Annotated in this window: 20 protein-coding genes, 2 tRNA genes and 1 pseudogene; 19 read left to right on the top strand and 4 right to left on the bottom strand. The window is 70.7% G+C overall.

The features are described 5' to 3' along the window. Positions 1–81: 81 nt before the first annotated feature. Positions 82–155, bottom strand: a tRNA-Gly gene (locus LZ495_RS40765). 146 nt (positions 156–301) lie between these two features. Between LZ495_RS40765 and LZ495_RS40760 the strand changes: the two genes are divergently transcribed. From LZ495_RS40760 to clpX, 5 genes are all read left to right on the top strand, one after another. Beyond that, positions 302–377 (top strand) — tRNA-Pro (locus LZ495_RS40760). Positions 378–481: 104 nt separating this feature from the next. Further along, complete coding sequence (gene tig / locus LZ495_RS40755) at positions 482–1843, top strand: trigger factor (RefSeq protein ID WP_235058289.1); 1362 nt, start codon at positions 482–484, stop codon at positions 1841–1843. Between the two features lie 291 nt (positions 1844–2134). Further along, on the top strand, positions 2135–2836 hold the full coding sequence (locus LZ495_RS40750; protein ID WP_372498716.1) for an ATP-dependent Clp protease proteolytic subunit: 702 nt from the start codon (positions 2135–2137) through the stop codon (positions 2834–2836). 62 nt (positions 2837–2898) lie between these two features. Next, entirely contained in the window at positions 2899–3573 is a 675-nt protein-coding gene (locus LZ495_RS40745) for an ATP-dependent Clp protease proteolytic subunit (RefSeq protein WP_235058288.1), read from the top strand. Between the two features lie 210 nt (positions 3574–3783). Further along, positions 3784–5058, top strand: coding sequence for an ATP-dependent Clp protease ATP-binding subunit ClpX (clpX, locus tag LZ495_RS40740; RefSeq protein ID WP_235058287.1), 1275 nt, complete (start codon positions 3784–3786; stop codon positions 5056–5058). A 99-nt stretch (positions 5059–5157) separates the two neighbouring features. Here clpX and LZ495_RS40735 read toward each other — a convergent pair whose 3' ends face one another. The 3 genes from LZ495_RS40735 to LZ495_RS40725 all read right to left on the bottom strand — a co-directional run bounded on the left by LZ495_RS40735 (position 5158) and on the right by LZ495_RS40725 (position 7533). Continuing rightward, the gene (locus tag LZ495_RS40735) at positions 5158–6009 is read right to left on the bottom strand and encodes a flagellar basal body-associated FliL family protein (RefSeq protein ID WP_235058286.1); all 852 of its coding nucleotides are present in this window, start codon (positions 6007–6009) and stop codon (positions 5158–5160) included. Between the two features lie 42 nt (positions 6010–6051). Next, positions 6052–6696: a hypothetical protein gene (locus LZ495_RS40730; RefSeq protein ID WP_235058285.1), complete on the bottom strand. Its 645-nt coding sequence runs from the start codon at positions 6694–6696 to the stop codon at positions 6052–6054. A gap of 120 nt (positions 6697–6816) precedes the next feature. Further along, positions 6817–7533, bottom strand: coding sequence for a hypothetical protein (locus LZ495_RS40725; protein ID WP_235058284.1), 717 nt, complete (start codon positions 7531–7533; stop codon positions 6817–6819). 306 nt (positions 7534–7839) lie between these two features. Here LZ495_RS40725 and LZ495_RS40720 point away from each other — a divergent pair, with 306 nt between their 5' ends. The 14 genes and pseudogenes from LZ495_RS40720 to LZ495_RS45160 all read left to right on the top strand — a co-directional run bounded on the left by LZ495_RS40720 (position 7840) and on the right by LZ495_RS45160 (position 25796). After that, entirely contained in the window at positions 7840–10464 is a 2625-nt protein-coding gene (locus tag LZ495_RS40720; RefSeq protein WP_235058283.1) for a valine--tRNA ligase, read from the top strand. A gap of 147 nt (positions 10465–10611) precedes the next feature. After that, positions 10612–11991 carry a bifunctional tetrahydrofolate synthase/dihydrofolate synthase gene (gene folC, locus LZ495_RS40715; RefSeq protein WP_235058282.1) on the top strand — a complete coding sequence of 460 codons (1380 nt, stop codon included), beginning with the start codon at positions 10612–10614 and terminating at the stop codon, positions 11989–11991. A 3-nt stretch (positions 11992–11994) separates the two neighbouring features. After that, positions 11995–12318, top strand: a complete 324-nt coding sequence (locus tag LZ495_RS40710; protein ID WP_235058281.1) for a DUF4233 domain-containing protein — start codon at positions 11995–11997, stop codon at positions 12316–12318. Positions 12319–12414: 96 nt separating this feature from the next. Continuing rightward, a complete protein-coding gene (gene ndk / locus LZ495_RS40705; protein WP_235058280.1) occupies positions 12415–12825 on the top strand; it encodes a nucleoside-diphosphate kinase in 411 nt (136 codons plus the stop codon). Positions 12826–13178: 353 nt separating this feature from the next. Then, complete coding sequence (locus LZ495_RS40700) at positions 13179–14198, top strand: rod shape-determining protein (protein WP_284701878.1); 1020 nt, start codon at positions 13179–13181, stop codon at positions 14196–14198. Between the two features lie 115 nt (positions 14199–14313). Further along, positions 14314–15303: a rod shape-determining protein MreC gene (gene mreC, locus LZ495_RS40695; protein ID WP_235058278.1), complete on the top strand. Its 990-nt coding sequence runs from the start codon at positions 14314–14316 to the stop codon at positions 15301–15303. A gap of 3 nt (positions 15304–15306) precedes the next feature. After that, positions 15307–15810 (top strand): annotated as a pseudogene (mreD, locus tag LZ495_RS40690) (rod shape-determining protein MreD); the annotation flags it as partial. Positions 15811–15903: 93 nt separating this feature from the next. Continuing rightward, positions 15904–18147: a penicillin-binding protein 2 gene (mrdA, locus tag LZ495_RS40685; RefSeq protein WP_372498717.1), complete on the top strand. Its 2244-nt coding sequence runs from the start codon at positions 15904–15906 to the stop codon at positions 18145–18147. Further along, the gene (rodA, locus tag LZ495_RS40680; protein ID WP_235058276.1) at positions 18144–19409 is read left to right on the top strand and encodes a rod shape-determining protein RodA; all 1266 of its coding nucleotides are present in this window, start codon (positions 18144–18146) and stop codon (positions 19407–19409) included. The genes mrdA and rodA overlap by 4 nt, the downstream gene beginning before the upstream one ends. Before the next feature lie 263 nt (positions 19410–19672). Beyond that, complete coding sequence (locus LZ495_RS45165) at positions 19673–22195, top strand: DegT/DnrJ/EryC1/StrS family aminotransferase (protein ID WP_308268858.1); 2523 nt, start codon at positions 19673–19675, stop codon at positions 22193–22195. A gap of 103 nt (positions 22196–22298) precedes the next feature. Further along, positions 22299–23228 carry an NAD-dependent epimerase/dehydratase family protein gene (locus LZ495_RS40665; RefSeq protein ID WP_235058275.1) on the top strand — a complete coding sequence of 310 codons (930 nt, stop codon included), beginning with the start codon at positions 22299–22301 and terminating at the stop codon, positions 23226–23228. A gap of 60 nt (positions 23229–23288) precedes the next feature. Next, positions 23289–24539 (top strand): glycosyltransferase family 4 protein, encoded by a 1251-nt coding sequence (locus LZ495_RS40660; protein ID WP_235058274.1) that lies wholly within the window; start codon positions 23289–23291, stop codon positions 24537–24539. Then, positions 24526–25182: an acyltransferase gene (locus tag LZ495_RS40655; protein WP_235058273.1), complete on the top strand. Its 657-nt coding sequence runs from the start codon at positions 24526–24528 to the stop codon at positions 25180–25182. Before LZ495_RS40660 ends, LZ495_RS40655 begins: the two co-directional genes overlap by 14 nt. Then, complete coding sequence (locus tag LZ495_RS45160; RefSeq protein ID WP_235058272.1) at positions 25098–25796, top strand: acyl-ACP--UDP-N-acetylglucosamine O-acyltransferase family protein; 699 nt, start codon at positions 25098–25100, stop codon at positions 25794–25796. Before LZ495_RS40655 ends, LZ495_RS45160 begins: the two co-directional genes overlap by 85 nt. Positions 25797–25814: the final 18 nt, after the last annotated feature.

Here is a 25814-nt window from a genome sequence, read left to right as displayed (position 1 = left end):
GGGCACGCAGCCCGGTTAGACCCCGAGCAACGAAACAGGCCCAGACCAGGGAAAACGTCCCTGAGCTGGGCCCGACTCGTATGGAGCGGATGACGAGAATCGAACTCGCGTAATCAGTTTGGAAGACTGAGGCTCTACCATTGAGCTACATCCGCATGTGTCGCAACGCACCGCCGGGGGCAGTGCGCGTGGTCCATAGAGTACCGGATCGCACGAGGCGCATGCGGACAGGCGTGCAACGGCGTCGTCAGCAGGCAGTGCAGACTGTACCGTGGCGTCCTCTAGACTCTTCCGAGCGCCACGGGGCGTAGCGTAGTGGCTAGCGCGCCTGCTTTGGGAGCAGGAGATCGGGAGTTCGAGTCTCCCCGCCCCGACCATGTGTCCTGGTGACGGAGACCCCCAGCGCACTGCCACACAAACGTATCGCCCGTATTCGATCTGGCCGGAAGTTCTCAGCCGCCCGCAACAAGGAGACCCAACCGTGAAGAGCGCCGTGGAGACTCTGAACCCCACCCGGGTTCGGCTCACCGTCGAGGTTCCCTCCGAGGAGCTCAAGCCCAGCCTCGATGCGGCGTACAAGAAGATCAGCCAGTCGATCACGGTGCCGGGCTTCCGCAAGGGCAAGATCCCCTCGCGCATCATCGACCAGCGCTTCGGCCGCGAGGCCGTCTTCGTCGAGGCCTTCGACGACATCCTGTCCTCCTCCTACGGCAAGGCCGTCGAGGAGAACGAGCTGCGCGTCCTGGGCCAGCCCGAGGTCACCGAGGTCACCGAGGTCGGCGAGCTGTCCAACGGCGCGGACCTGAAGTTCGTGGCCGAGGTGGACACCCGCCCGGTCATCGAGGTGCCCGAGTACGACGGCATCGAGGTCTCGGTCGACGACCTGGCGGTCGGCGACGACGACATCGCCGAGCAGCTCGACCAGCTCCGCGACCGCTTCGGCTCGCTCAAGGTCGTCGAGCGCGCCGCGGAGAAGGACGACACCGTCGTCCTCGACCTGGAGGCCAAGGTCGACGGCGAGGTCCTCGAGGACGGCGTCGCCACCGGCATGTCCTACGTGGTCGGCAGCGACACGATGATCGACGGCCTGGACGAGGCCGTGACCGGCCTGTCGGCCGACGAGACCAAGACCTTCAGCACCGAGCTCAAGGGCGGCAGCGGCGAGGGCCAGAACGCCGAGGTCACCGTCAAGGTCACCTCTGTGAAGGTCAAGGAACTGCCCGAGCTGGACGACGACTTCGCGCAGCTGGCGAGCGAGTTCGACACGCTCGACGAGCTCAAGGACAGCATCAAGGGCCGCCTGGAGCACACCAAGGCGCACGACCAGATCAACGACGGCCGCGACAAGGTCCTCGAGAAGCTCCTGGAGCTCGTCGAGGTCCCGCTGCCCGAGAAGGTCGTCGCCGAGGAGATCGAGCAGCGCAAGGAGCAGCTCGGCCAGCAGCTCTCGATGATGGGCGTCTCGCTCGAGAAGTGGCTCGAGATCCAGGGTCAGACCGCCGAGGCCTACGACGCGGAGCTCGAGGAGACCGTCGCCAAGGGCATGCGCGTCCAGTTCCTGCTCGACGAGGTCGTCAAGAAGGAGCAGATCTCGGTCAACCAGGACGAGCTGACCCAGCACCTGATCGCCCGCGCGCAGCAGTCCGGCATGAGCCCGGACCAGTTCGCGCAGCAGGTCATGCAGGCCGGCTACGTGCCGGTGCTGGTCGGCGAGGTCGCCCGCGGCAAGGCGCTGGACATCATCGCCAAGGCCGCCAAGGCCACTGACGCGTCGGGCAACGAGGTCGACTTGGCCAAGGACCTGCACGCGGACGACGAGGGCCACGAGCACCACGACCACTGAGCACCGCAGGTCATCGGCGGCCGGGCCTGACGCCCGGCCGCCCGTGCACGCGGGCCCGGCCGCAGCGATGCGGCCGGGCCCTCGTGCATACGCGCCTGCCGGACCGCCCCGGCCGGGCAGGCGCGGTCTAGCCCATCGGTGCCGCTTCCCGCCCGGAAACCGGACCGATGCGCTGTGGGCGAACAGCCCGGCGTCGGGGATGGCCACGGCGGATCAGCGCGTTAGGGTCGCTGTACGAGGGGACATCACCAGGCAGCCGAGCCGCACTTGGGCCGGACTCGCCTCGATCGGATGGCCCCGCAAGGTCGACTTCAGGACGGCTCGGGTTGCCGTCGGAAACGAGCAGGTGGATACGTGACGAATCCGCAGATCGTGACTCCGGGACTCGCGGTGCCCGCCATGCGCGCACCCCAGGGCGGTATGGGGCTCGACGACCAGGTCTACAACCGGCTGCTGCGCGAGCGGATCATCTTCCTCGGCGCACCGGTGGACGACCAGATCGCGAACGCGATCTCGGCGCAGCTGCTGCTGCTCAACGCCGAAGACCCGGAAAAGGACATCTCGCTGTACATCAACTCGCCGGGCGGCTCCGTCACGGCGGGCATGGCGATCTACGACACCATGCAGTTCATCAGCAACGACGTCTCGACCGTCGCGATGGGCCTGGCCGCCTCGATGGGCCAGTTCCTGCTGACGGCCGGTGCTCCGGGCAAGCGCATCGCGCTCGCCAACACCGAGATCCTCATGCACCAGCCCTCCGCGGGCCTCGGCGGTGCCGCCTCGGACATCCGCATCCAGGCCGCGCAGCTGCTGCGGCTCAAGAAGCGCATGGCCGAGCTGATCGCCGAGCACTCGGGCCGCACCTACGAGGAGATCGACCGCGACTCGGACCGCGACCGCTGGTTCACCGCGCCCGAGGCCAAGGACTACGGCCTCGTGGACCACGTGGTCACCAGTGCCCGCGAGGTGCCGAGCAACGGCAGCGCGAGCTGATCCGACGGGCCCTGCCCCGCCGCCGAGCCACCAAGCAGCAGTCCCGGAGGATCCTGATTCCCATGACCGACCTGTCGTTCCCGTTCCCCCGGCCCGACGCCCAGTCGCTGTACACCGGGCGCCCCGACGGCCGCTACATCGTCCCGCAGTTCGAAGAGCGCACCTCGCAGGGCATCAAGCGGTACGACCCGTACGCGAAGCTCTTCGAAGAGCGCATCATCTTCCTCGGCGTCCAGATCGACGACACGTCGGCCAACGACGTGATGGCCCAGCTCCTCACGCTGGAGTCGATGGACCCGGACCGCGACATCTCCATCTACATCAACTCGCCGGGCGGCTCGTTCACCGCGCTGACCGCGATCTACGACACCATGCAGTTCGTGCGCCCCGACATCCAGACGGTGTGCATGGGCCAGGCGGCCTCCGCGGCCGCCGTGCTGCTCGCGGCCGGCACTCCCGGCAAGCGAATGGCGCTGCCGAACTCCCGCATTCTCATCCACCAGCCGTACAGTGAAACTGGACGTGCACAGGTGTCGGACCTGGAGATCCAGGCCAACGAGATCATGCGCATGCGTTCGCTCCTTGAGGACATGCTTTCCAAGCACAGCAATCGTCCGATCGACCAGGTCCGCGAGGACATCGAGCGGGACAAGATCCTCACCGCCGAAGAGGCGCTGGCGTACGGCCTCATCGACGAGATCACCTCCCCGCGGAAGTCCCCCCGGTCGGCAGGATGACGGCGGGCATCGGCCGGTCGGGTGTGTCGCGACCGGCCGATGGACCCTCCCGCGGGGCCGCGTGACCGTACGAGCCGGGGGCTGATCCCCTCAAATTGACGGCGGAGCGGGCAAAACCGGGGGACGGGCGATTGCGGCGGGGTACCGTCGAAAGACCAGGCACCAGGTCCGGTTCTCTACACCGGAGCCCAGGCGAAGGAGATGCACCTCGTGGCACGCATCGGTGACGGTGGCGATCTGCTCAAGTGCTCGTTCTGCGGGAAGAGCCAGAAGCAGGTGAAGAAGCTCATTGCCGGTCCGGGTGTGTACATCTGCGACGAGTGCATCGACCTGTGCAACGAGATCATCGAGGAGGAGCTCTCCGAGTCCTCCGAGCTGAAGTTCGAAGAGCTTCCCAAGCCGCGCGAGATCTGCGAGTTCCTCGACGGCTACGTGGTGGGCCAGGAGGTCGCCAAGAAGGCGCTCTCCGTCGCGGTCTACAACCACTACAAGCGCGTGCAGGCGGGGGAGAGCGGCAAGGGCGGCGACGGCGTCGAGCTGGCCAAGTCCAACATCCTGCTGCTCGGCCCGACCGGCTGCGGCAAGACGCTGCTGGCCCAGACCCTCGCGCGCATGCTCAACGTCCCGTTCGCGATCGCCGACGCCACGGCGCTGACCGAGGCCGGCTACGTCGGCGAGGACGTCGAGAACATCCTGCTCAAGCTGATCCAGGCGGCCGACTACGACGTCAAGAAGGCCGAGACCGGGATCATCTACATCGACGAGGTCGACAAGATCGCCCGCAAGAGCGAGAACCCGTCGATCACCCGCGACGTGTCCGGCGAGGGCGTGCAGCAGGCGCTGCTGAAGATCCTCGAGGGCACCACCGCGAGCGTCCCGCCGCAGGGCGGCCGCAAGCACCCGCACCAGGAGTTCATCCAGATCGACACGACGAACGTGCTGTTCATCGTGGGCGGCGCGTTCGCCGGTCTGGAGCGCATCATCGAGGGCCGGGTCGGCAAGAAGGGCATCGGCTTCGGCGCTCAGATCCGCTCGAAGCGCGACATCGACACCGCCGACGCGTTCGGCGAGGTCATGCCGGAGGACCTCCTCAAGTACGGCATGATCCCGGAGTTCATCGGCCGCCTCCCGGTGCTCACCTCGGTCCACAACCTGGACCGCGAGGCGCTCATCCAGATCCTCACCGAGCCGAAGAACGCGCTGGTCAAGCAGTACCGGCGGCTCTTCGAACTGGACGGCGTCGAGCTGGACTTCGAGATGGAGGCGCTGGAGGCCATCGCCGACCAGGCGATCCTGCGCGGCACCGGTGCCCGCGGCCTGCGCGCCATCATGGAAGAGGTCCTGATGTCGGTGATGTACGAGGTGCCGTCCCGCAAGGACATCGCCCGCGTCGTCATCACCCACGACGTCGTGCTCAAGCACGTCAACCCCACGCTGGTGCCGCGCGAGATCGTCAAGCGCGAGCGCCGCGACAAGAGCGCCTGAACCAGGCCGCGGACCGCATACGTCGGCCCCGTACCCCGCGAGGGGTACGGGGCCGACGTATGTCCGTGGGCAGGCCGGGCGCCGCGTCCGGCTGCCGGTTCAGGAGGCCTGGCCCAGGTAGATCTTCTCGAGCTGGCCGATGGTGTACGCAGGCGTCCGCACGCTGCTGACGTACAGCAGGTGGGCGTCGTCGCCCCACATGCACGCGACCGCCTTCTCGGTGGCCCAGCAGCGCGCCTTGCCCGGCTGCCGCCACGTGACGGTCTGCTCCTGCGCCCCGGTCTGCGGGACGAAGTCGCGCACGAAGTCGGACGGGCGCACGGACTGCTTCGTGCCGATGAGCGCGAGCATGCTGTCCGGGTTGTTGCGGGTCCCGTAGACCGACAGCTCCACATCGGCGAAGTCCCGGGCGAACACGTCCCGGACATCCGCGACCACGGAGGGCAGGTCGGACTCGGCCATCGGCCGCCGGCCGTCCAAGGTGGGCGGCAGCGCCAGTTGCCGGGCCGTCGGCCGCGCGGTCCCGGTCGGCCCGGTCGGCGTGCCGGGCGCGCCCGAGGAACCGAACCTGCCGGAGGTCGCGGAGTTTGTCGGGGCGGCCTTCCCGCTCTTCTCGTCGTCGTCCTTGAGCATGAACACCAGGATCAGCGCGGCCGCCACCACCACGACCAGCGTGCCGGCGAGCGCGGCGATGATCGCGGTCCGCTTCGCCGACGGCGGCCGCGGGGCGTTCGGGAACTGGTAGTTCCCGCCGCCCGGACCGAACGGCCCTGTCGCGCCGTACGGGTTCGTGGGCCCGACCGCCCCGGTGGGACCTGTCGGCCCGGCCGGATACCCGGGCGGCGGAGGACCGCCGTATCCGGCACCGGGCGGCACCGAAGGCGGATACGGCTGCGGTCCGCCGCCCGCCGGACCCGGCCAGCCGGGCGGTCCTGCGTCGTTTCCTGTCATGCCGGCACCCTCCCCCTTGCCCCTTCCCCCACCCGGGGGCGGCTATCGCACCGCCGCGAGATCGACGCGCATGTCCCGGGTGAGCCGGGCCAGTTCGTCGATCGAGCCGACGTTGTCCGCGCCGGGCAGGGCGACCACCGAACCAACCGTATGCTCGTCTGCCCAGACGCACATGTCGAGCGTGAGGTTCTGCACCGGGTAGACCACGGGATGGCATTGCAGCACACCGCGCCCCGGCCCGGGGTCCGCGCGCCGGAACTGCGCGGGGTCCACACGGGCTTCGGAGGAACGCAGTTCGGCGTAGAACCGGTCGAGTTTGCCGGCCGCCGCCCCGGACCTCCGGTCGGCCGCCACCACCACGATCACGTCCGCGCGCGCGGCCCCGGCCCGCCCGTACGCGGCGGCCGCACCCCGGTCGTCCAACCTGCCGCGCACCTGCGCCATGTCGACGGTCTCGTCCATGCGCACCAGCCCGGCCGCAGCGGGCGGCAGCACCAACTTCGGGGCCTCGGCGTCCGTTTCGGTGGCCCGGCCGATCAGCGCGACCAGCCCCAGGACCAGCGCGACGGCCCCGGCGATGCCCAGCACCGCGACGAGGCCCCCGTGCCGCCGCGTACGGCTGCGGAGCCCGGCATCCTCCGCGGCATCCGGAGGCGGGCCCGGCGCGGCCGGCGGTTCGTGCGACACGGGCACCTCGGAAGACGCGTGCGGGCAAGGACCGGAATGTCCTTGCCCGCGCACCGTATCCACCCGGGGCCGCCGCGCTCCACCACTGCGGGCCGCGTGCCCCGGACGTATGACTTCTCGTTACTTCTCCAGGTCGCTGCGCATCTCGACGAGCTTCTTCGCCGCCGCGTCCGCGGACAGCTTGTCGAAGTACGCGACCGCCACCGTGTTCTTGTCCGCCCACCCGCAGATCGCCGCCGGGTACGCGTCCTGCGCCGGCATGCACTCCAGCGTGCCGCCCAGCGGTCCGGGGTCGTACGACTTCATGGCGGCGCCCTCGGGCACGCTGCCGCCGTCCAGGTTCACGTACTCGATCATGCCGCGGATCATGTGCTCGAACCGCTTGCCGTCCATCGCGGTGAGCCCGCTGACGCCCTCGAACAGCACCTCGCGGTCGCCGGTCGGGGTCTTGCCGTACGCCGCCAGCACGACGTTCATGCCCTCGCCGATGTCGCCCGGGTCGACCGGCACCGAGAGCATGTCCTCGGTCAGCCGCTCGTACCCGCCGGTGCGCGCCGCGGAGACCAGGACGCGGGGTCCGGCCGTGCCCTGCTTGGTCGGCGCCGCGCTGGTCGGCCGCTTCGTGGCGGTCGGGTCCTTGGGCTTCGGGGACTCGGCAGGCGCGTCCGAGGCTTCCTCCGACGGCGCTGCGGACGGCTCCGCCGATGCGCTCTTGGACGCCTCGGCCTTCTTGTCGTCCTTGCCCGGGATCTCGCACGCGGTGAGCGCCAGCGAGGCGAACAGCGCGCCGACGAGAGCGGCCTTCTTGACTGCCGAGGCAGGAGTACGGGTACGCACGGTGGTTCCCCCCAGGGAATAGTGACGGTGTGCCGGCTCCACCCGACGCCCGTCCCATGGCCCCCCAGGGTCGGCCGTCCGTCCGGCTCGGTTCCGAACATTAGCGCTCCCACCAGCCGTTTTCCGCCAGCAGGGGGTCCGGTGACACGGCGGTGACACAGCGGTGACCGCACTGCCGCGACCGCGACGCGGACGATACGCGGCACCCTGCCCCGCACGCGCCCGGAGGCCGCTGCCGGGCGGCATCCACCGTGCGTGTGTATATGGTGCGAAGCAGGGCCACGGGCTTCCGTAGACTTGGGGACTGTGACCGAGACTTCTCCCCCCGCAGCCGCTGCCGAAGCGCAGACCCTCTCGTCCCAGTACGCCCCTACCGAGGTAGAGGCGAAGCTGTACGAGCGGTGGGTAGCCGCGGGCTACTTCGAGGCGGACGCGAAGAGCGAGAAGCCGGCCTACACGATCGTCATCCCGCCGCCGAACGTCACCGGGTCGCTGCACCTGGGCCACGCCTTCGAGCACACGCTGATCGACAGCCTGACGCGCCGCAAGCGCATGCAGGGCTACGAGACGCTGTGGCAGCCCGGCATGGACCACGCGGGCATCGCCACCCAGAACGTCGTCGAGCGCGAGCTGGCCAAGGAAGGCCTGTCCCGGCACGACCTGGGCCGCGAGGCGTTCATCGAGCGCGTCTGGCAGTGGAAGGCCGAGTCCGGCGGCAAGATCCTGGGCCAGATGCGCCGCCTCGGCGACGGCGTCGACTGGCGCCGCGAGCGCTTCACCATGGACGAGGGCCTGAGCCGCGCTGTCCAGACCATCTTCAAGAACCTCTTCGACGACGGCCTGATCTACCGGGCCGAGCGCATCATCAACTGGTGCCCGCGCTGCCTCACCGCGATCTCCGACATCGAGGTCGAGTACCAGGACGACGACGGCGAGCTGGTCTCGATCCGCTACGGCGAGGGCGATGCGAGCATCGTCGTGGCCACCACGCGCGCCGAGACGATGCTCGGCGACACCGCCGTCGCGGTCCACCCGGACGACGAGCGCTACCGGCACCTGGTCGGCACCGAGATCGAACTCCCGCTCACCGGCCGCCGCATCCCGGTCGTCGCGGACGCGCACGTCGACCCCGAGTTCGGCACCGGCGCGGTCAAGGTGACCCCCGCGCACGACCCGAACGACTTCGAGATCGGCCAGCGCCACGCGCTGCCGTCCATCACCGTCCTCGACGAGCGCGCGATCATCACCGCGCACGGCCCGTTCCAGGGCCTGGACCGCTTCGAGGCGCGCTCCGCGATCGTCGCCGCGCTGCGCGCCGACGGCCGCATCGTCGCCGAGAAGCGCCCGTACACCCACTCCGTCGGGCACTGCTCGCGCTGCAAGACCACCATCGAGCCGCGCCAGTCGATGCAGTGGTGGGTCAAGGTCGGCCCGCTCGCGCAGGCGGCCGGCGACGCGGTCCGCGACGGCCGGGTCGCGATCCACCCGAAGGAGATGGAGTCCCGCTACTTCGGCTGGGTCGACAACCTGCACGACTGGTGCATCTCGCGCCAGCTGTGGTGGGGCCACCGCATCCCGGTCTGGTACGGCCCCGAGGGCGAGATCGTCTGCGTCGGCCCGGACGACCAGCCGCCGGCCGGCGAGGGCTGGCGGCAGGACAACGACGTCCTGGACACCTGGTTCTCCTCCGGCCTGTGGCCGTTCTCCACGCTCGGCTGGCCCGAGCAGACCGCCGACCTGCAGAAGTTCTTCCCGACCTCGGTCCTGGTCACCGGCTACGACATCCTCTTCTTCTGGGTCGCCCGGATGATGATGTTCGGCCTGTACGCGATGGACGGCACCCCGCCGTTCCACACCATCGCGCTGCACGGCATGGTCCGCGACCAGTTCGGCAAGAAGATGTCGAAGTCCTTCGGCAACGCGGTCGACCCGCTGGACTGGATGGACGCCTACGGCACCGACGCGCTGCGCTTCACGCTGGCCCGCGGCGCCAACCCGGGCACCGACGTGCCGATCGGCGAAGAGTGGGTCCAGGGCTCGCGCAACTTCTGCAACAAGATCTGGAACGCCACCCGCTTCGCGCTCATGAACGGCGCGACCGTCGAGGGCCCGCTGCCGCCCGCCGAGGAGCTCTCCACCGTCGACCGGTGGATCCTCTCCCGGCTGGACGCCACCGTGGCCGAGGTCGACGCGCTGTACGAGGACTACCAGTTCGCGAAGCTCAGCGATGCGCTGTTCCACTTCGCGTGGGACGAGGTCTTCGACTGGTACGTCGAGCTGTCCAAGATCACCCTGCAGGCCGGCGGTGCCGAGGCCGCGGCCACCCGCCGCGTCCTGGGCCACGTCCTGGACGTCACGCTGCGCCTGCTGCACCCGATCGTGCCGTTCGTCACCGAGGAGCTGTGGACCACGCTCACCGGCGGCGAGTCGCTCGTCGTCGCGGCCTGGCCGCAGCCCGAAGGCCGCCGCGACGCGGCCGCCGAGGCCGAGATCGCCACGCTCCAGCAGGTGGTCACCGAGGTCCGCCGGTTCCGCGGCGAGCAGGGCCTCAAGCCGGGCCAGAAGGTCCCGGCCCGGCTCACCCTGGCCGGCACCGCGCTGGCCGCGCACGAGGCGCCGATCCGCACCCTGGCCCGGCTGGAGCCGGACGCCGAAGGGTTCGCCGCCGCCACGTCGTTCCCCATCGCGGGCGCGCTGGTGGAGCTGGACCTGTCCGGCGCGATCGACGTCCCGGCCGAGCGCCGGCGCCTGGAGAAGGACCGCGCCGCGGCCGAGAAGGTCAAGGAGCAGTGCACCAAGAAGCTCGCCAACGAGGGCTTCCTGAGCAAGGCGTCGGCCGAGGTCGTCGCCAAGGTCCGCGGCCAACTCGAGGCCGCGGAAGCGGACATCGAGCGCATCGGCGGCCAGCTGGACCGGCTGCCGCAGGGCTGACGGCGGTCCCCGGCACCGCGGCGACGCGGTGCCGGGGCCGTCCCGCCCCGGACTCACGTACGGCACGCCCGCACGGCCCCGCTGCAACACCTCCGTACGACCCCCGCGTACGGACCGCACCCGAAGACGACGAACCGGTGAACGCCCGTGACTGACCCCGCCGCCGACCTGCGCTCCGTGGAGGCCGAGCTGGTCGCCCGCTGGCCGGAGACCAAGATGGAGCCGTCCACGGACCGGATCGCCGCACTGATGGACGTGCTCGGCGAACCGCAGCGCTCCTACCCGGTCATCCACGTCACCGGCACCAACGGCAAGACCTCCACGGCCCGCATGATCGAGGCGCTGCTGCGCGCGTTCTCGCTGCGCACCGGCCGCTACACCAGCCCGCACGTGGAGTCGATGACCGAGCGGATCGGGCTGGACGGCGCGCCGATCAGCGCCGAGGGCTTCGTCGAGACGTACCGCGACATCCTCCCGTACGTGCAGCTGGTCGACGCCGCGCAGCCGCACCCGATGTCGTTCTTCGAGGTGCTCACCGGCATGGCGTACGCCGCGTTCGCGGACGCCCCGGTGGACGTCGCGGTGGTCGAAGTGGGCCTGGGCGGAACCTGGGACGCCACCAACGTCGCGGACGGCGCGGTCGCCGTGGTGACCCCGATCGCGGTCGACCACGCCGACAAGCTCGGCAATACGCCCGGCGAGATCGCCGGCGAGAAGGCCGGCATCATCAAGCCCGGCGCCCTCGCGGTGCTGGCCCAGCAGCCGCTGGAGGCCGCCGAAACGCTCCTGCGCCGCAGCGTCGAGGTCGGCGCCACGGTGGCCCGCGAGGGCATGGAGTTCGGTGTGGTGCGCCGCGACCTCGCGGTCGGCGGCCAGATGCTGACGCTGCGCGGCCTGTCCGGCGGCGAGTACGAGGAGATCTTCCTGCCGCTGCACGGCGCGCACCAGGCGCACAACGCCGCGGTCGCGCTGGCCGCGGTGGAGGCGTTCTTCGGGGTGGGCACCGGGCAGCGCGTCGGCCTGGACTACACCGGCAAGTTGGACATCGACATCGTCCGCGAGGCGTTCGCCGGCGTCACCTCGCCGGGCCGCCTGGAGATCGTCCGGCGCAGCCCGACGGTGGTCCTGGACGCCGCGCACAACCCGGCCGGGGCCCGCACCGCGGCCGAGGCGATCAGCGACTCCTTCGACTTCACCCACCTGGTGGGCGTGGTCTCGGCGATGGCCGACAAGGACGTGCGCGGCATCCTGGAGGCGTTCGAGCCGGTCTTCGCGGAGATCGTGGTGACCCAGAACTCCCTGCCGCGCGCCATGCCGGTGGACGAACTGGCCGCGCTGGCCGTGGAGATCTTCGGCGACGACCGCGTCGAGGTGGTGCCGCGCCTGGACGACGCGATCGACGCGGGGGTGCGGCTCGCCGAGGAGGAAGGCGACCTGGGCGGCGCGGCGGTGCTCATCACGGGGTCGGTGGTGACCGTGGGCGAGGCCCGCGTGCTGCTCACCGGCGGACGGCAAGGGAGGGGATGACCGGTGCGTGCACTGTGTTCGACGCATCTGATCGGCGAGGCCATCGTGATCTGCCTCGGTGCGCTGGTGGCGATGTCGCTGACCGACATCTCCACCGGGCTGCTGTGGGCGGTGGCCGGCCCGGCCGCACTGCTGTGCATCCTGCTGTGCGGCAAGCTGTCCGCGCCCTGGGCGGTACCGGCGGGCTGGGCCCTGCAGTTCGCACTGATCGCGGCCGGCTTCGTGGTCCCGATGATGTTCGTGGTGGGCGTGGTCTTCGCCGGCATCTGGTACGCGTGCGTCCGGGTGGGACGAACGATCGACGCCGCCAAGGCCGCCCGGGCCTGAAAAGAAGGCCCTTCGGCGCAAGGCCGCAGCGTGACCCCGGATAGGCTCGGCACGTTGGACTGAACACAACGTCGGCAACCGTTTAGGAGTCCCCCTGTGTCCGAGCGCACCCTTGTCCTGGTCAAGCCCGACGGTGTCGCGCGCGGCCTGATCGGCGAGGTCATCGGCCGGATCGAACGCAAGGGCTTCACCCTTGCCGCGCTCGACCTGCGGGTCATGGACCGCGAGACGATCGAGCGGCACTACGAGGAGCACGTCGGGAAGCCGTTCTACCCGAGCCTGGTGGAGTTCATGACCTCCGCGCCGGCCGTGGCCCTGGTGGTCGAAGGCGAGCGCGCCATCGAGTCGTTCCGCACCCTGGCGGGCGCCACCGACCCGATCAAGGCGGCGCCGGGCACCATCCGCGGCGACCTGGCGACCGTGACGCAGCAGAACATTGTGCACGGATCGGACTCCCCGGAGTCGGCCGCGCGCGAGATCAAGAACTTTTTCCCGGGCCTGGCGTAAGCGCCTCCGCACCGGTTTCGCCGCGCGGCCCGGAGGCGGCCGCGCGGGTCGACACGCGTCACCCGCGGTCCGGACGCGCCAGGGGTCTCAGCCTGCCCGAAAACCCGAGGGCAATGCGCCGTTTGAGCGACGATTAGGCACGAAAAATTAAGAAAGACACCATTGGCGAGCGTGGCGCAACTCTTTCTGTCCGATGATCACGTCATCGTGGTGGACAGGTGTTCCGCTCGGCGTGGCACGCCTACGATTGAGACCGGTCCCAGCCAGCGTGCAGCAGGCCGGTTCACGTCCTCACGGCTGAAACATGGCTGAAAAAAGCTCCGGAAGGCCCTGGTTGCTTCATGGCGAACAATTTGTCGTTCATCGGTCGTGACATGGCGGTCGACCTCGGCACGGCCAACACGCTGGTGTACGTCAGAGGCCGCGGCATCGTGCTGAACGAACCGTCCGTGGTGGCCAAGAACACCAGCACCGGGGGCATCCTCGCGGTCGGTGCCGAGGCCAAGAAGATGATCGGCCGCACGCCCGGCAACATCGTGGCGATCCGGCCGCTCAAGGACGGCGTCATCGCCGACTTCGAGATCACCGAGCGGATGCTGCGCTACTTCATCCTCAAGGTGCACCGGCGCCGCTACCTCGCGCGCCCGCGCGTCGTGGTGTGCGTGCCGAGCGGCATCACCGGGGTCGAGCGCCGCGCGGTGGTCGAGGCGTCCAGCCAGGCCGGCGCGCGCAGCGTGCACATCATCGAGGAGCCGATGGCCGCCGCGATCGGGGCCGGCCTGCCGGTGCACGAGGCGACCGGCAACATGGTCGTGGACATCGGCGGCGGCACCACCGAGGTCGCGGTCATCTCGCTGGGCGGTATCGTCACCGCGCAGTCGATCCGCGTCGCCGGCGACGAACTCGACCAGGCGATCATCAACTTCGTGAAGAAGGAGTACTCGCTCCTGCTCGGCGAGCGCAGTGCCGAGGAGATCAAGATGTCGATCGGGTCGGCCTACGACCTCGGCGACGACGCGCACAGCGAGATCCGCGGGCGCGACCTGGTCTCCGGCCTGCCGAAGACGATCGTCATCTCGACGGCCGAGGTCCGCAAGGCCGTCGAGGAACCGGTCAACACCATCATCGACGCGGTCAAGACCACCCTCGACAAGTGCCCGCCCGAACTGTCCGGCGACGTCATGGACCGCGGCATCGTGCTGACCGGCGGCGGCGCGCTGCTGCGCGGCCTGGACGAACGCCTGCGCTCCGAGACCGGCATGCCGATCCACATCGCGGACAACCCGCTCGACTCCGTGGCCCTCGGCGCCGGCAAGTGCGTCGAGGAGTACGAGGCCCTGCAGCAGGTCCTCGACGCGCAGCCGCGCCGCTGACCGCTCTTCCCGCCGCCGGCCGTACCGCCGGCCGCACGTCCGACTGCACTGCCGACCACTCGACACGTACGTCTCACAGGCCGCGAGGGCTGCGAGGAAAGGGGCGGGGTACATCGTGAGGGACACCCGCCGCAGCCGCATGATCCTCGTGCTGCTGCTCGCGATCTCCTTCGCCTTGATCACCGTGGACATCCGCGGCGGCCGCAACTCGCCCGTCTCGCATGTCCGGGACTGGGCGTCCGCGGTCTTCGGACCGGCCGAGGAGGCCACCGCCGACGCGGTGGACCCCATCGGCCGCGCCATCGACGCCGTACGCGATGCGGGCAGCCACGAGGACGAGAAGAAGAAGCTGCAGCAGGAGAACGCCCGGCTCCGCCAGGAGTTGGAGAACATCGAACTGGACCGCAACCGGGTCGCCGAACTCGACCGGCTCCTCCGGGTCGCCGCGGTGGGCCAGTACAAGATCAAGCCGGCCCGGGTGGTCGCGGTCGGGGCGGCGCAGAGCTTCTCCTGGACCGTCACCATCGATGCGGGCAGCGGCGACGGCATCAAGCCGGACATGACGGTGGTCAACGGCGAGGGACTGGTCGGCCGGGTCACCTCGGTCGGGCCGATGACCGCGACCGTGCTGCTCGCCACCGACCCCGGCTTCTCGGTCGGTTCGCGCATGGCCGGGTCGATGGAAATAGGGATCACCACCGGCCAGGGCGACCGGCCCATGAAGCTCTCGCTGCTCAACGGACAGGCGCAGGTGAAGACCGGCGACCGGCTGGTGACCTTCGGGTCGCAGGGCGGCCGGCCGTTCGTGCCCGGCGTGCCGGTCGGCGAGGTCACCGAGATCCGCGCCACCCCCGGCGCGCTCACCAAGACCGTCGAGGTCAAGCCGTTCGTGAAGTTCACCAGCCTGGACACGGTCGGCGTGGTGGTCGAACCGCCGCGCACCGACCCGCGCGACGCGGTCCTGCCGCCCGCGCCCGGCCAGCAGCAGCCGCCCGCTCCGGTCGCCCCCGCGGCCGCGACGCCGGCGACCACCCCGCCCGCAAGCGGCAAGCCGCAGGCGAACGGGCGTCCCCCCAAGAACGAACCCACGACCGGAAGGGACTGACCGGTGGGAGCCGCACGCGTGCTGTACGCCGCCGTCCTCATCGTCGTCGGGCTGGTCCTGCAGGTCAGCGTGCTGGCCCGGCTCGGGCTGCCGGGCGCGGTACCCGACCTGCTGCTGCTCGTCGTGGTCGGCATGGCCATGACGTACGGCCCGACCGCGGGCTGCGTCATCGGCTTCGCCGCCGGGCTGTGCGCGGACCTCGCGCCGCCCGCCGACCACGCCGCCGGGCGCTACGCGTTCGTGCTGTGCGTGGCGGGCTACGCGGCCGGCCTGTTCGCGAGCCGCAACCGCCAGTCGGCGCTCACCCCGATCCTGGTGGTCGTGGTGCTCGCCGCGCTGACCACCGTGCTGTACGCCGGAGTCGGCGCCCTGGTCGGGGACACCGCGGCCCGCGACGTCGGGCTCGGCCACCTCATGGTCACCTCGGTGGTCTACGACGCGGTGCTCGCACCGTTCGTGGTGCCGCTGGTGATGGCCGGGGCGCGCCGCACCGACCCGCAGCCGATGCTGCCGATCATCTGACCGGGCCGCACCCGCCCGGCCCGATCCGCACGACCTGTTCCGAGCTGCACCCGAGAGCGTGGGAGTGATACGCCGATGATGCCCAGCCTGACGAACGCGGGGCGTTCGCGCGGTGACGGGGCCCACGGTGTCCGGGCCCGACTGATCATCCTCCAGGTCCTGGTGCTGTCCTTGGTGGTCACCCTGTTCGGGCGGCTGTGGTACCTGCAGATCCGCCAGGGCGAGGAGTTCACCAAGGCGGCCACCAGCAACAACGTCCGCTCGGTGGTCACCAACGCGGTGCGCGGCTCGATCCTGGACGACAAGGGCCGCCCGCTGGTCGCGAACCGCACCGCGCTCGTGGTCTCGGCGAGCCGCACCGAACTGCTCAAGATGCCGGACAAGGGCAACGCGGTCCTGGAGCGGCTGGCCGGCGTGCTCGGCATGCCCGCCGAAGAGGTCAAGCTCAAGGTCCGGCTGTGCGAGAAGAACGTGCCGCAGCCGTGCTGGAACGGCTCGCCGTACCAGCCGATCCCGGTGACCCAGAGCGCCACCACCGAGCAGGCGCTGGCCATCATGGAGCACCGCGAGGACTTCCCCGGCATCACCGCCGAACCCACCGCGGTGCGCGCGTACCCGATGCCGGAAGGCGTCAACGCGGCGCACACCCTGGGCTACCTGTCGCCGGTCAGCGACGACGAACTCGCCAAGCAGAAGGAAGCCGGCAAGGACGACCTGCAGCGCTCCGACCAGGTCGGCCGCAGCGGCCTGGAGCGTACGTACGACGTCGACCTGCGCGGCAAGGCCGGGGTCACCAAGCTGGCCGTCGACAACCTCGGCCGGGTGACCGGCACCGTCTCGGAGACCCCCGCGAGCCCGGGCAACCACCTGGTGACGAGCATCGACGCGCGCATCCAGGCAGTCGCCGAACAGCAGTTGCTGGAGGCCCTGCAGCGGGCCCGCAACACCTTCGACGCGGGCAACACCAAGCGCAACTTCGCCGGTGACGCGGGCGCCGTCGTGGTGATGGACGTCAAGACCGGGCGCGTCATCGCCATGGCGAGCGCCCCGAGCTACGACCCGAACGTGTGGGTCGGCGGCATCTCGAAGCAGAACTACGAGGCGCTGACCAGCCCCAAGGCCGGCGTGCCGCTCATGCCGCGGGCCACCCAGGGGCAGTTCGCGCCGGGCTCGGTCTTCAAGGTGATCTCGACGTCGGCGGCCGCCGCGAACGGCTACTCGGTGAAGAGCAACTACGGGTGCCCGTCCTCGATCACGGTCGGCGGCATCACCTTCAACAACCTCGAGTCGGCGAGCCACGGCGACATCTCGCTGGCCCGCGCGCTCGAAGTCTCGTGCAACACGGTCTACTACGGCCTTTCGTACGACATGTGGCTCAAGCAGGGCGGCCTGAAGGGCAAGACCCACCCGATGGTGGACATGGCCCGCGCGTACGGCCTGGGCTCGCCCACCGGCATCGACATCCCCGGCGAGGTCGGCGGCCGCATCGTCGACCAGGGCGTGCGGCGCATGGAGTGGGAGAAGAACAAGGACACTTGGTGCAAGCTGTCCACCGACCCCAAGACGCCCGCCGCGGACAAGATCGTCTACCACGAGAACTGCCTGGACGGCTGGCAGTTCCGCGCCGGTGACGCGGTCAACTTCGCGATCGGGCAGGGCGAGACGCTGGTGACCCCGCTGCAGATGGCACGGGTGTACGCGGCCATCGCGAACGGCGGAACGCTGTGGGAGCCGACCATCGGCAAGGCGGTGGTGACCGCGGACGGCAAGCTGGTGCGCGAGATCCAGCCCGAGGTCAGCAACCAGCTGCCGATAGACAAAGCGACCATAAGCTACCTGCAGAACGCGCTGAAGGGTGTCTCGGTGAACGGCACCGCGGCCCGGGTCTTCGCCGGCTGGCCGCAGGACAAGCTGCCGATCGGGGCCAAGACCGGTACCGGTTCGGTGGCCAACAAGCAGTCCACGTCGTGGTTCGCCACGTACGGCGGGCCGGCCGACGGCGCGCAGTACGCCGTCGTGATGATGGTCAGCCAGGGCGGCACCGGCTCCGGCACCTCGGGCCCCAGCGTCCGCAAGATCTACGACGCGCTGTTCGGGGTCGACGAGAAGGGCAACATCGACCCGGCCAAGGCGCTGCTGACCGCACCGCCGACCGTGCTGCCGCAGATCAACCCGGACGGCTCCGTCGTCCCGGCCGCGGTGTACTCCTTCGAGGCGCCGGGCGTGCCGGCCCCGGACGGGGCGCGCACCGCGATGGCCGCCGCGCAGACCGCGGCACTGCCGCCGGAGCGGGTGCCGTACCGCGGGGGGAGGTTCGTGTGAACCTCGGGCTGAAGATGCGCAACAGCCGGCCCAAGGCCTTCGGGCTGGGCGGGCCGCCGACCCTGCAGAAACTGTCGCCCGCGTTCGCCGAGCAGCGCCGCTCGCTGGCCACCCGGGCGCTCGAACGCGACGCCCCGGTACGCCGGCTCGACTGGATGCTGTTCGGGGCGGCCCTGGCCCTGTCGGTCATCGGATCGCTTCTGGTGTGGTCCGCGACCAGGCCGCGCACGCACCTGACCGGCGGCGACCCGCAGGCGTTCCTCAAGAAGCACCTGCTGAACCTCGCCATCGGGCTGGTGCTGTTCGCCGGCGTCGCGGTCCTCGGGCACCGCAGACTGCGCGTCCTGGTGCCGTTCGTCGGCATCCTGGCGATCCTCGGCCTTCTCGCCGCACTGAGCCCGCTGGGCGCCACCATCAACGGCCAGAAGGCCTGGATCCTGCTGCCCGCGGGCTTCTCGCTGCAGCCCGCCGAGCTGGCCAAGATCGGCGTCATCCTCGGCATGGCCATGCTGCTGGCCGAGCGCGTCGACACCGGCGACGTGGAACGCCCGGGCAACCGCGCGGTGTTCTGGTCGCTGGTGATCGCGATGATGCCGATCGGCATCATCATGCTGATGCCCGACCTCGGCTCGGCGATGGTGATCTGCGTGATCATCCTCGGCGTGCTGCTCGCCTCCGGGGCGCAGGCGCGCTGGATCGGCGGCCTGGTCGGGCTGGGCGTCATGGGCGCCCTCGCGGTGTGGAAGCTCGGGATACTGAGCCAGTACCAGATCGACCGCTTCGCGGCGTTCACCGACCCGACCCTGGACCCCGCGGGCGTGGGCTACAACGTGGCGCAGGCCAAGATGGCCGTCGGCTTCGGCGGGCTCTTCGGCACCGGCCTCTTCCAGGGCCCGCAGACCCAGGGCCAGTTCGTGCCCGAGCAGCAGACCGACTTCGTCTTCTCGGTGGCCGGCGAGGAACTGGGGCTGGTCGGCTGCTCGGTGATCCTGTTCCTGTTCGGCGTGCTGCTGTGGCGCGGCATCCGCATCGCGGTGAACGCGGACGACCTCTTCGGCACGATCATCGCGGCCGGGGTGGTGGCCTGGCTGGGCTTCCAGATGTTCGAGAACGTCGGCATGAACATCGGCATCATGCCGGTGGCCGGCCTGCCGCTGCCGTTCGTCAGCTACGGCGGCTCCTCGATGTTCGCCATCTGGATCGCCATCGGCCTGCTCCAGTCCGTGCACATGCGCGGCGCGCGCAGCCTGACGCGCGCCTGAGACGCTCCCGACCGGCGGCCCGCGGGGCGGCCGCTGCGCCCCGGCCGCGGCTGCCGCCTCTGCTGCTGCCCGGCCCGGCGTAACCGGACCGGACGTGCGGGAGTTGTCCGCGTGTGGATCCGGAACACACCGCAGGGCCGGCCGCCCGGCGACCGGGGGGTGTGCTCGACGGGCCCCGGGGGCCGGCCGGGCCCGACACGGCGTCCGGCGACCGGCCTGTCGGCGCGCCGGATCCCGGTCCGCGGGCGGCGCGGGCGTCCGCGGTGTGGCCCTGGCTGGTGCTCGCCGGTTCACTTCTGCTGTACGCCTTCCTGGCGGACCGGCAACAGGGCCTGCCGTGGCGGCTGGTCGACGCCGGCATCTACCACGACGCAGCCCGCTCCCTCGGGCACGCTCCGGGCGACCTCTACACGACCGACTTCACGGGCTATGAGCTTCCCTTCCTCTACCCGCCGTTCGCCGCCTGGCTTTTCCGGTGCGGGAGCGCGGGCGGTCCGGAAGCGCTGGCCTGGGGCCTGACCGTCGCGTCCCTCGTCGGCCTGTACGCGATCGTCTGGTGCGCCGCGCACCTGAGCGGCCGCCGGAACCGCGCGCGGACCGCAGCCCTGGCCGCCGCGGGCGCACTCTGGCTGGAGCAGGTCCAGCACAACCTCTTCGTCGGGCAGATCAACCTCGTCGTCGTCGCCCTGGTGATCGGCGACTTCGCGCTGCCGCGCGGGCACCGGGCCCGGGGGATCGGGATCGGCCTGGCGGCCGGCCTCAAGCTCACCCCGGCGGTCTTCGCCCTGTACCTCCTGGCGACCGGCCGCCGACGCGCGGCCGGCACCGCGGCCGCGGTCTTCGCGGCGACCGTCGGAATCGGCTGGCTGGTCCTGCCGGAGGCGGCCGCGGCCTACTGGCTGCACGGCGGAATCGCCGGAACCCGCCTGGCGCCCGAGGCGATGAGCAGCATCTGGAACCAGTCGATCCTGGCCGCGTCGCACCGCCTGATGGACGACCCCGGTACCGCACGGGCGGTGTGGGCGGCCGCGTCCGCGATCGTGCCGGCCGCGGGACTCCTGGCGGCCCGCCGCTTCGGCACCGAGGGCCGCGACCTGCCCGGGGTGCTCACCGTCGCGCTGGCCGGACTGCTGGTCTCGCCGATCTCCTGGACGCACCACTGGGTCTGGGCCGCCGTCGCGCTGGTGTGCTGCGCCGGGACGTCCCGGGCGGCCGCGGCCCGGACGGCCGCGCTGCTCGCGCTGTGCGTCGCGCTGCCGTTCGCGGTCACCCCCGGCGGCGTCGTCCTGGCCGCGGTGCCGCAGCCGCTGTGGGGGATGGCGGCGCAGTACGCCGCGCTCGTCCCCGGTGCGGAACCCCTGGGTGTGATCGCGGCCAATGCTTATGTCTTCGGCGGCGTCGTTCTACTCCTCTGCCTCGTGCGATCCCGAGGCAAATCGCTCCTTCGGGTGAGTAACCCCCCGGGGGTGGGGCCGGTTAAGACAACGGAGCCCCGGGTCGCGGGTGCCGTCGTGCCGACCATCGTCATCGGGCTTGTGCCTCGTGCCCGGGCCCAGGCGGCACGCGGACGCATCGGCGCACAGCCCATGGGCCCGAAGACAGACGACGCAGAAGCAGACGCAGAAGCAGGAGACGCCATGGCGGGGAATTCCGGTACGCACGGTGCCGTGCCGCTCGGGCGGCCGAGCCTCGGTGCCGAAGAACTCGCGGCGTTGGAGGAGGTGTTCCGCTCCGGCTGGGTGGCCGGCGCCGGACCCGCCTGCCGGGCCTTCGAGGAGGAGTTCGCGCAGGCCTGCGGAGTCGGGCACGCGGTCGCGGTCGCCAACTGCACCGCCGCCCTGCACCTGGCGCTGCTCGCGCGCGGGGTCGGACCGGGCGACGAAGTGATCGTCGCCGACTACACGTTCCCGGCCACCGGCCACTCGGTGCTCTACACGGGCGCCACCCCGGTGTTCGCCGACGTCCGCGCCGACCTCGGCACCGTCGACCCGGCCTCGGTGGCGGCGCTGGTCGGCCCGCGCACCGTCGGCATCATCGCGGTGGACGCGGCCGGCATGCCCGCCGACTACGCCGAGCTGACCGCGATCGCGGACCGCCACGGCCTGTTCCTCGTGGAGGACGCCGCCTGCGCCGCGGGCTCCACCTACCAGGGCCGGCCGGCCGGTTCGCTGGCCCCGGTGGCCGCGTTCAGCTTCCACGGCCGCAAGGGCATCACCTGCGGCGAAGGCGGTGCGGTCGTCACCGACGACGCGGTGCTCGCCGCCAAGGTGCGCAAGCTGGCCTCGTTCGGCCTGGAGAGCGCCTGGAGCCGCGCGGCCAGCACCGAGCTGCCGATCCCGGTCTTCGACGAGGCGGGCTACAACTACAAGTTGTCCGACCTCGCCGCCGCCGTCATGCGCGTCCAGCTGCGCCGCCTGCCCGAGCTCGTCGGCCGCCGCCGCGCGGCCGCCGACCGGTACGCCGAACTGCTCGCCGGCGCCGAGGGCCTGACCCTGCCGGCCGAGCCCGCCGACCGCACCACGAGCTGGCAGTCGTACCTGCTCACCCTCGCCCCCGAGGTCGACCGGGGCCGCACCGCCGCGCTGCTGCGCGAGCAGGAGATCGGCTGCAACTTCGGCACCTACGCCTCGCACGTCCAGCCGGTCTACGGCGACACCCGGGAATGCCCGGTCTCCGCCGACCTCTTCCGCCGCCAGCTGGCCATCCCGATGCACAGCGAGCTGACCGACTCCGAGGTCGAGCGGGTCGCCATCGCGGTGCGCAAGGCCGTGGAGAACAGCAGCTGACCTGCGGCCCGGCCGCGCGGGGAGCCCGCCCGGCCGGGCCGCCCGCAGAACGTCCCAGCGCCCCGCAAGACCGCCAGATCAGCGCCAGCCCCAGGAGTGCAGTGTGTCCGTCCCCACCGTGTTCTTCTCCGGCGGAGCCGGCTTCATCGCGAGCCACACCATCCCGATCCTCCTCGAGCGCGGCTACCGCGTCCGGATCTTCGACAACATGCTGCGCGGCGACCGCGCGATGGTCGAGGAGCTCGCCGCCACCGGCATGGTCGACCTCGTCGAGCAGGACGTCCGCTACGGCGGCGCCGTGCAGAACGCCATGAAGGGCTGCACGCACGCGATCCACTTCGCGACGGTGTCCATCAACAAGAGCATCGCGGACCCGTACGAGAGCATCGACATCAACGTCACCGGCAACCACAACGTGTTCGCGGCGGCCGCCGACCACGGGGTCAAGCGCCTGGTGTTCGCCTCCTCCGCGTCGGTCTACGGCGACCCGGAGAAGCTCCCGATGCACGAGGACGACCGGCTCGACCCGCTGACCCCGTACTGCATCAGCAAGCGCATGGGCGAGGACCTCCTCGGGTTCTACCAGCGCACCAAGGGCCTGTCCTGGCTCGCCCTGCGGTTCTTCAACGTGTACGGCGAGGGCCAGAAGATCGAGGCCTACTACACCTCGGTCATCAACACCTTCCTGCGCCGCATCCGCACCGGCGAGCCGCCGGTCATCGACGGCCGCGGCGAGCAGTCCATGGACTTCGTGCACGTGCGCGACATCGCGCGGGCCGTCGTGTCGGCCCTGGAGTCCGAGCGCGACAACATGCCGATCAACATCGGCACCGGCATCGACACGTCCATCGCCCAGCTCGCCAAGATCCTCATCGCCGCGGTGGGCGTGGACATGGAGGCGCAGTTCAACCCGCGCGACGTCCTCGTGTCGCGCCGCGCCGCGGACATCAACCGGGCCCGCGAGGTCCTGGGCTGGGAGCCGGCCGTCTCGGTCGAGCAGGGCATGGCCGAGTTGGTCCGCAACGCGCGCTGACCGTCCGACTCCCCTCGTCCCACTGGTCCGCCCGGCAACTCCGAAGGTCTCCGCCACAGCATGCGTATCGCCGTCGTCAACAACTTCTTCCCTCCGCGCGTGGGCGGCAGCTCCCACCTGTCGGCCGCACTGGCCCAGGAGTACGCGGCGCGCGGCCACGAAGTGGTGGTCCTGACCGCCGCGTACCGGGGCGCGCCCGCGTACGAGGTGGTCGACGGGGTGGAGATCCACCGGCTGCCCGCGATGACGATGCCCAAGCTCGGGCTCTCCATCGACTTCGACATCACCTTCACCACCGGGCCGCGCAACCTGCGCCGCGTCTTCCGGCTGCTCGACGGCTTCCGGCCCGACGTGATCCACCAGCACGGCCAGTTCCTGGACCTGAGCTGGCTCACCGGGCAGTACGCCAAGAAGCGCGGCGTGCCGGTGCTGCTGTCCGTGCACACCCGGCTGGAGAGCCCGCGGGCCTTCTACGCACGCGCGTTCAAGACCCTGGACCGGACGTTCCTGCGCCGCGTGCTGCGCCGCTACGACCCGCGCTACGTGATCATGGACGAGCTGGCCGCGACTTACTGCGAGGACCGCTACGACGCGACCGTCCAGCGCTTCGACTACATCCCGGTGGCCGTCGACCCGACCCGCTTCGACGGCCCGCCGGCCCGCGACATCCGCGCCGAACTGGGCCTGGGCGACGGTCCGGTCATCGTCTCGGTCGGCCACGTCATCCCGCTGCGCGACCGCAAGCTCCTGATGGACGCGCTGCCCTCGGTGCTGGGCAAGTACCCCGACCTCAAGCTCGTCGTGGTCGGGACCGTCTACTACGACGCCTTCCTCGACCGGGCCCGCGAGCTCGGCATCGAGAAGGCGGTGGTGTGCGTCGGTGCGGTGCCCAAGGACGACGTGCCCTCGTACTTCGCGGCCGCGGACATCGAGGTGCACGACCTGTCCGGCGGCGGCTGCGGCACCGCGAGCCTGGAGGCCATGGCGGCCGGCCGCGCGACCGTCGTCGCGGTCCGGGAGAGCAACTTCCCCGGCATCCGGCTGCAGAACTGGGAAAACGCCGTCCTGGTCTCGCCCACCGACGCCGACGAACTGGCCCGCGCCCTGCTGCGGCTGCTCGACGACCCCTCCGAACGGGAGGCCATCGCGCAGCGGCAGCGTGAACTTGTCCGAGAAAACTTCACTTTGTCGCGTGTCACCGAACAGCACTTGGAGGTCTTCCGGCAGATGCTGGACGGGACCGCGGGCAGTTCCGCCGCGGCGCCCAGCCTCGCCGCCGCCCCCGGGAAGGCCGCCGATGTTCCACGATGACGACCGCAGCAACCGGTTGCGCCCGGCCATCCTGACCGACCTGGTCGGGCAGTACATGAACGACAGCGAGCGCGCCGCGCTGCTCGGCCTGCCGCCCACCACGCGGATCCGCGAGCGCGCCAAGATCGTGAACCCGGAGCGGCTGGAACTCGGCGAGCACTGCTGGATCGGCGAAGGCGCGGTGCTCGATGCGAGCGGCGGGCTGAGCATCGGCGCGCACACCAGCATCGGTCTCAACGTGCTGGTGTTCACGCACTCGAGCTGGCTGGCCAACATGGCGCTGGAGAACCACTCGGGTTCCGACCTGATCGAGCGCAAGCCGATCCGCATCGGCAAAGGCTGCTTCATCGGCGGGAACAGCGTGATCATGCCGGGCGTCGTGATCGGCGACTTCGTCACGGTCCAGCCGCTGTCCGTCGTGTTCAAGGACGTACCCGACCGGTCCATGGTCGGCGGCAATCCCGCACGGGTGTTCCAACGGATCGACGAGGAGCACGTCGAGGCCGAAGTGCGCCGGGTCCGTGCGGTGGCAGAAACCACCCATAGTCAGGAATCACCGTGGCCAACCGCATCCACCCCACCGCTGTCGTCGGTGACGGCGTCGTCCTCGGCGACGGCAACGTCATCGGACCGTACAGCGTGATCCTCGGGCCGTGCCGGATCGGCGACGGGAACTGGATCGGCCCGCACGTCACCATCGGCACCCCCGGGGAATGGCGCGGCGGGCCGCACCCGGTCGCCTGGGAGGGCGAACTCGAGGGATGCGGCGTGGCGGTCGGCGACCGCAACTTCGTCCGCGAGTACGTGACCCTGCACCAGGGCACCAAGCGGACCACCCGGGTCGGGGACGACTGCTACCTGCTGGCGCGCAGCCACGTCGGCCATGACGTGGCGCTCGCCGACGGCGTGACCCTGGCCTGCTCGGCGCAGCTCGGCGGCCACACCGAAGTGGGCGCGCACGCCAACATCGGCATGGGCGCCACCATCCACCAGTACGGCCGGATCGGCCCCGGCGCGATGGTCGGCATGGGCGCCTCGGTGCGCCGCGAGGTCGGCCCGTTCTCCATCGCGGTCGGCAATCCGGCGCGCACCATCGGCGTCAACGAGATCGGCCTCAGCCGCTGCGGCATCGAGGGCGCCACCGCCGAGGCGATGGGCGAGTACGTCAAGGGCCGCAGTCCCGTGCCCGAAGGCCTGCCCGCGGAGATCGCCGAACTGCTGGCGGAATGGGAGCGGTCGGCGCCCGCTCCCGCATGACCACCGCAACGCAACCGA

This window comes from Yinghuangia soli (assembly GCF_021502675.1).
Classification (GTDB): Bacteria; Actinomycetota; Actinomycetes; order Streptomycetales; family Streptomycetaceae; genus Yinghuangia; species Yinghuangia soli.
This window is presented reverse-complemented; position numbering and strand designations above follow the sequence as displayed.

Coding starts and splice junctions, on each gene's coding strand:
- LZ495_RS40750 (WP_372498716.1), top strand. CDS start 2,135: ATGGCCCCGCAAGGTCGACTTCAGGACGGCTCGGGTTGCCGTCGGAAA.
- LZ495_RS40745 (WP_235058288.1), top strand. CDS start 2,899: ATGACCGACCTGTCGTTCCCGTTCCCCCGGCCCGACGCCCAGTCGCTG.
- LZ495_RS40735 (WP_235058286.1), bottom strand. CDS start 6,009: ATGACAGGAAACGACGCAGGACCGCCCGGCTGGCCGGGTCCGGCGGGC.
- mrdA (WP_372498717.1), top strand. CDS start 15,904: ATGCCCAGCCTGACGAACGCGGGGCGTTCGCGCGGTGACGGGGCCCAC.
- LZ495_RS40660 (WP_235058274.1), top strand. CDS start 23,289: ATGCGTATCGCCGTCGTCAACAACTTCTTCCCTCCGCGCGTGGGCGGC.
- LZ495_RS40655 (WP_235058273.1), top strand. CDS start 24,526: ATGTTCCACGATGACGACCGCAGCAACCGGTTGCGCCCGGCCATCCTG.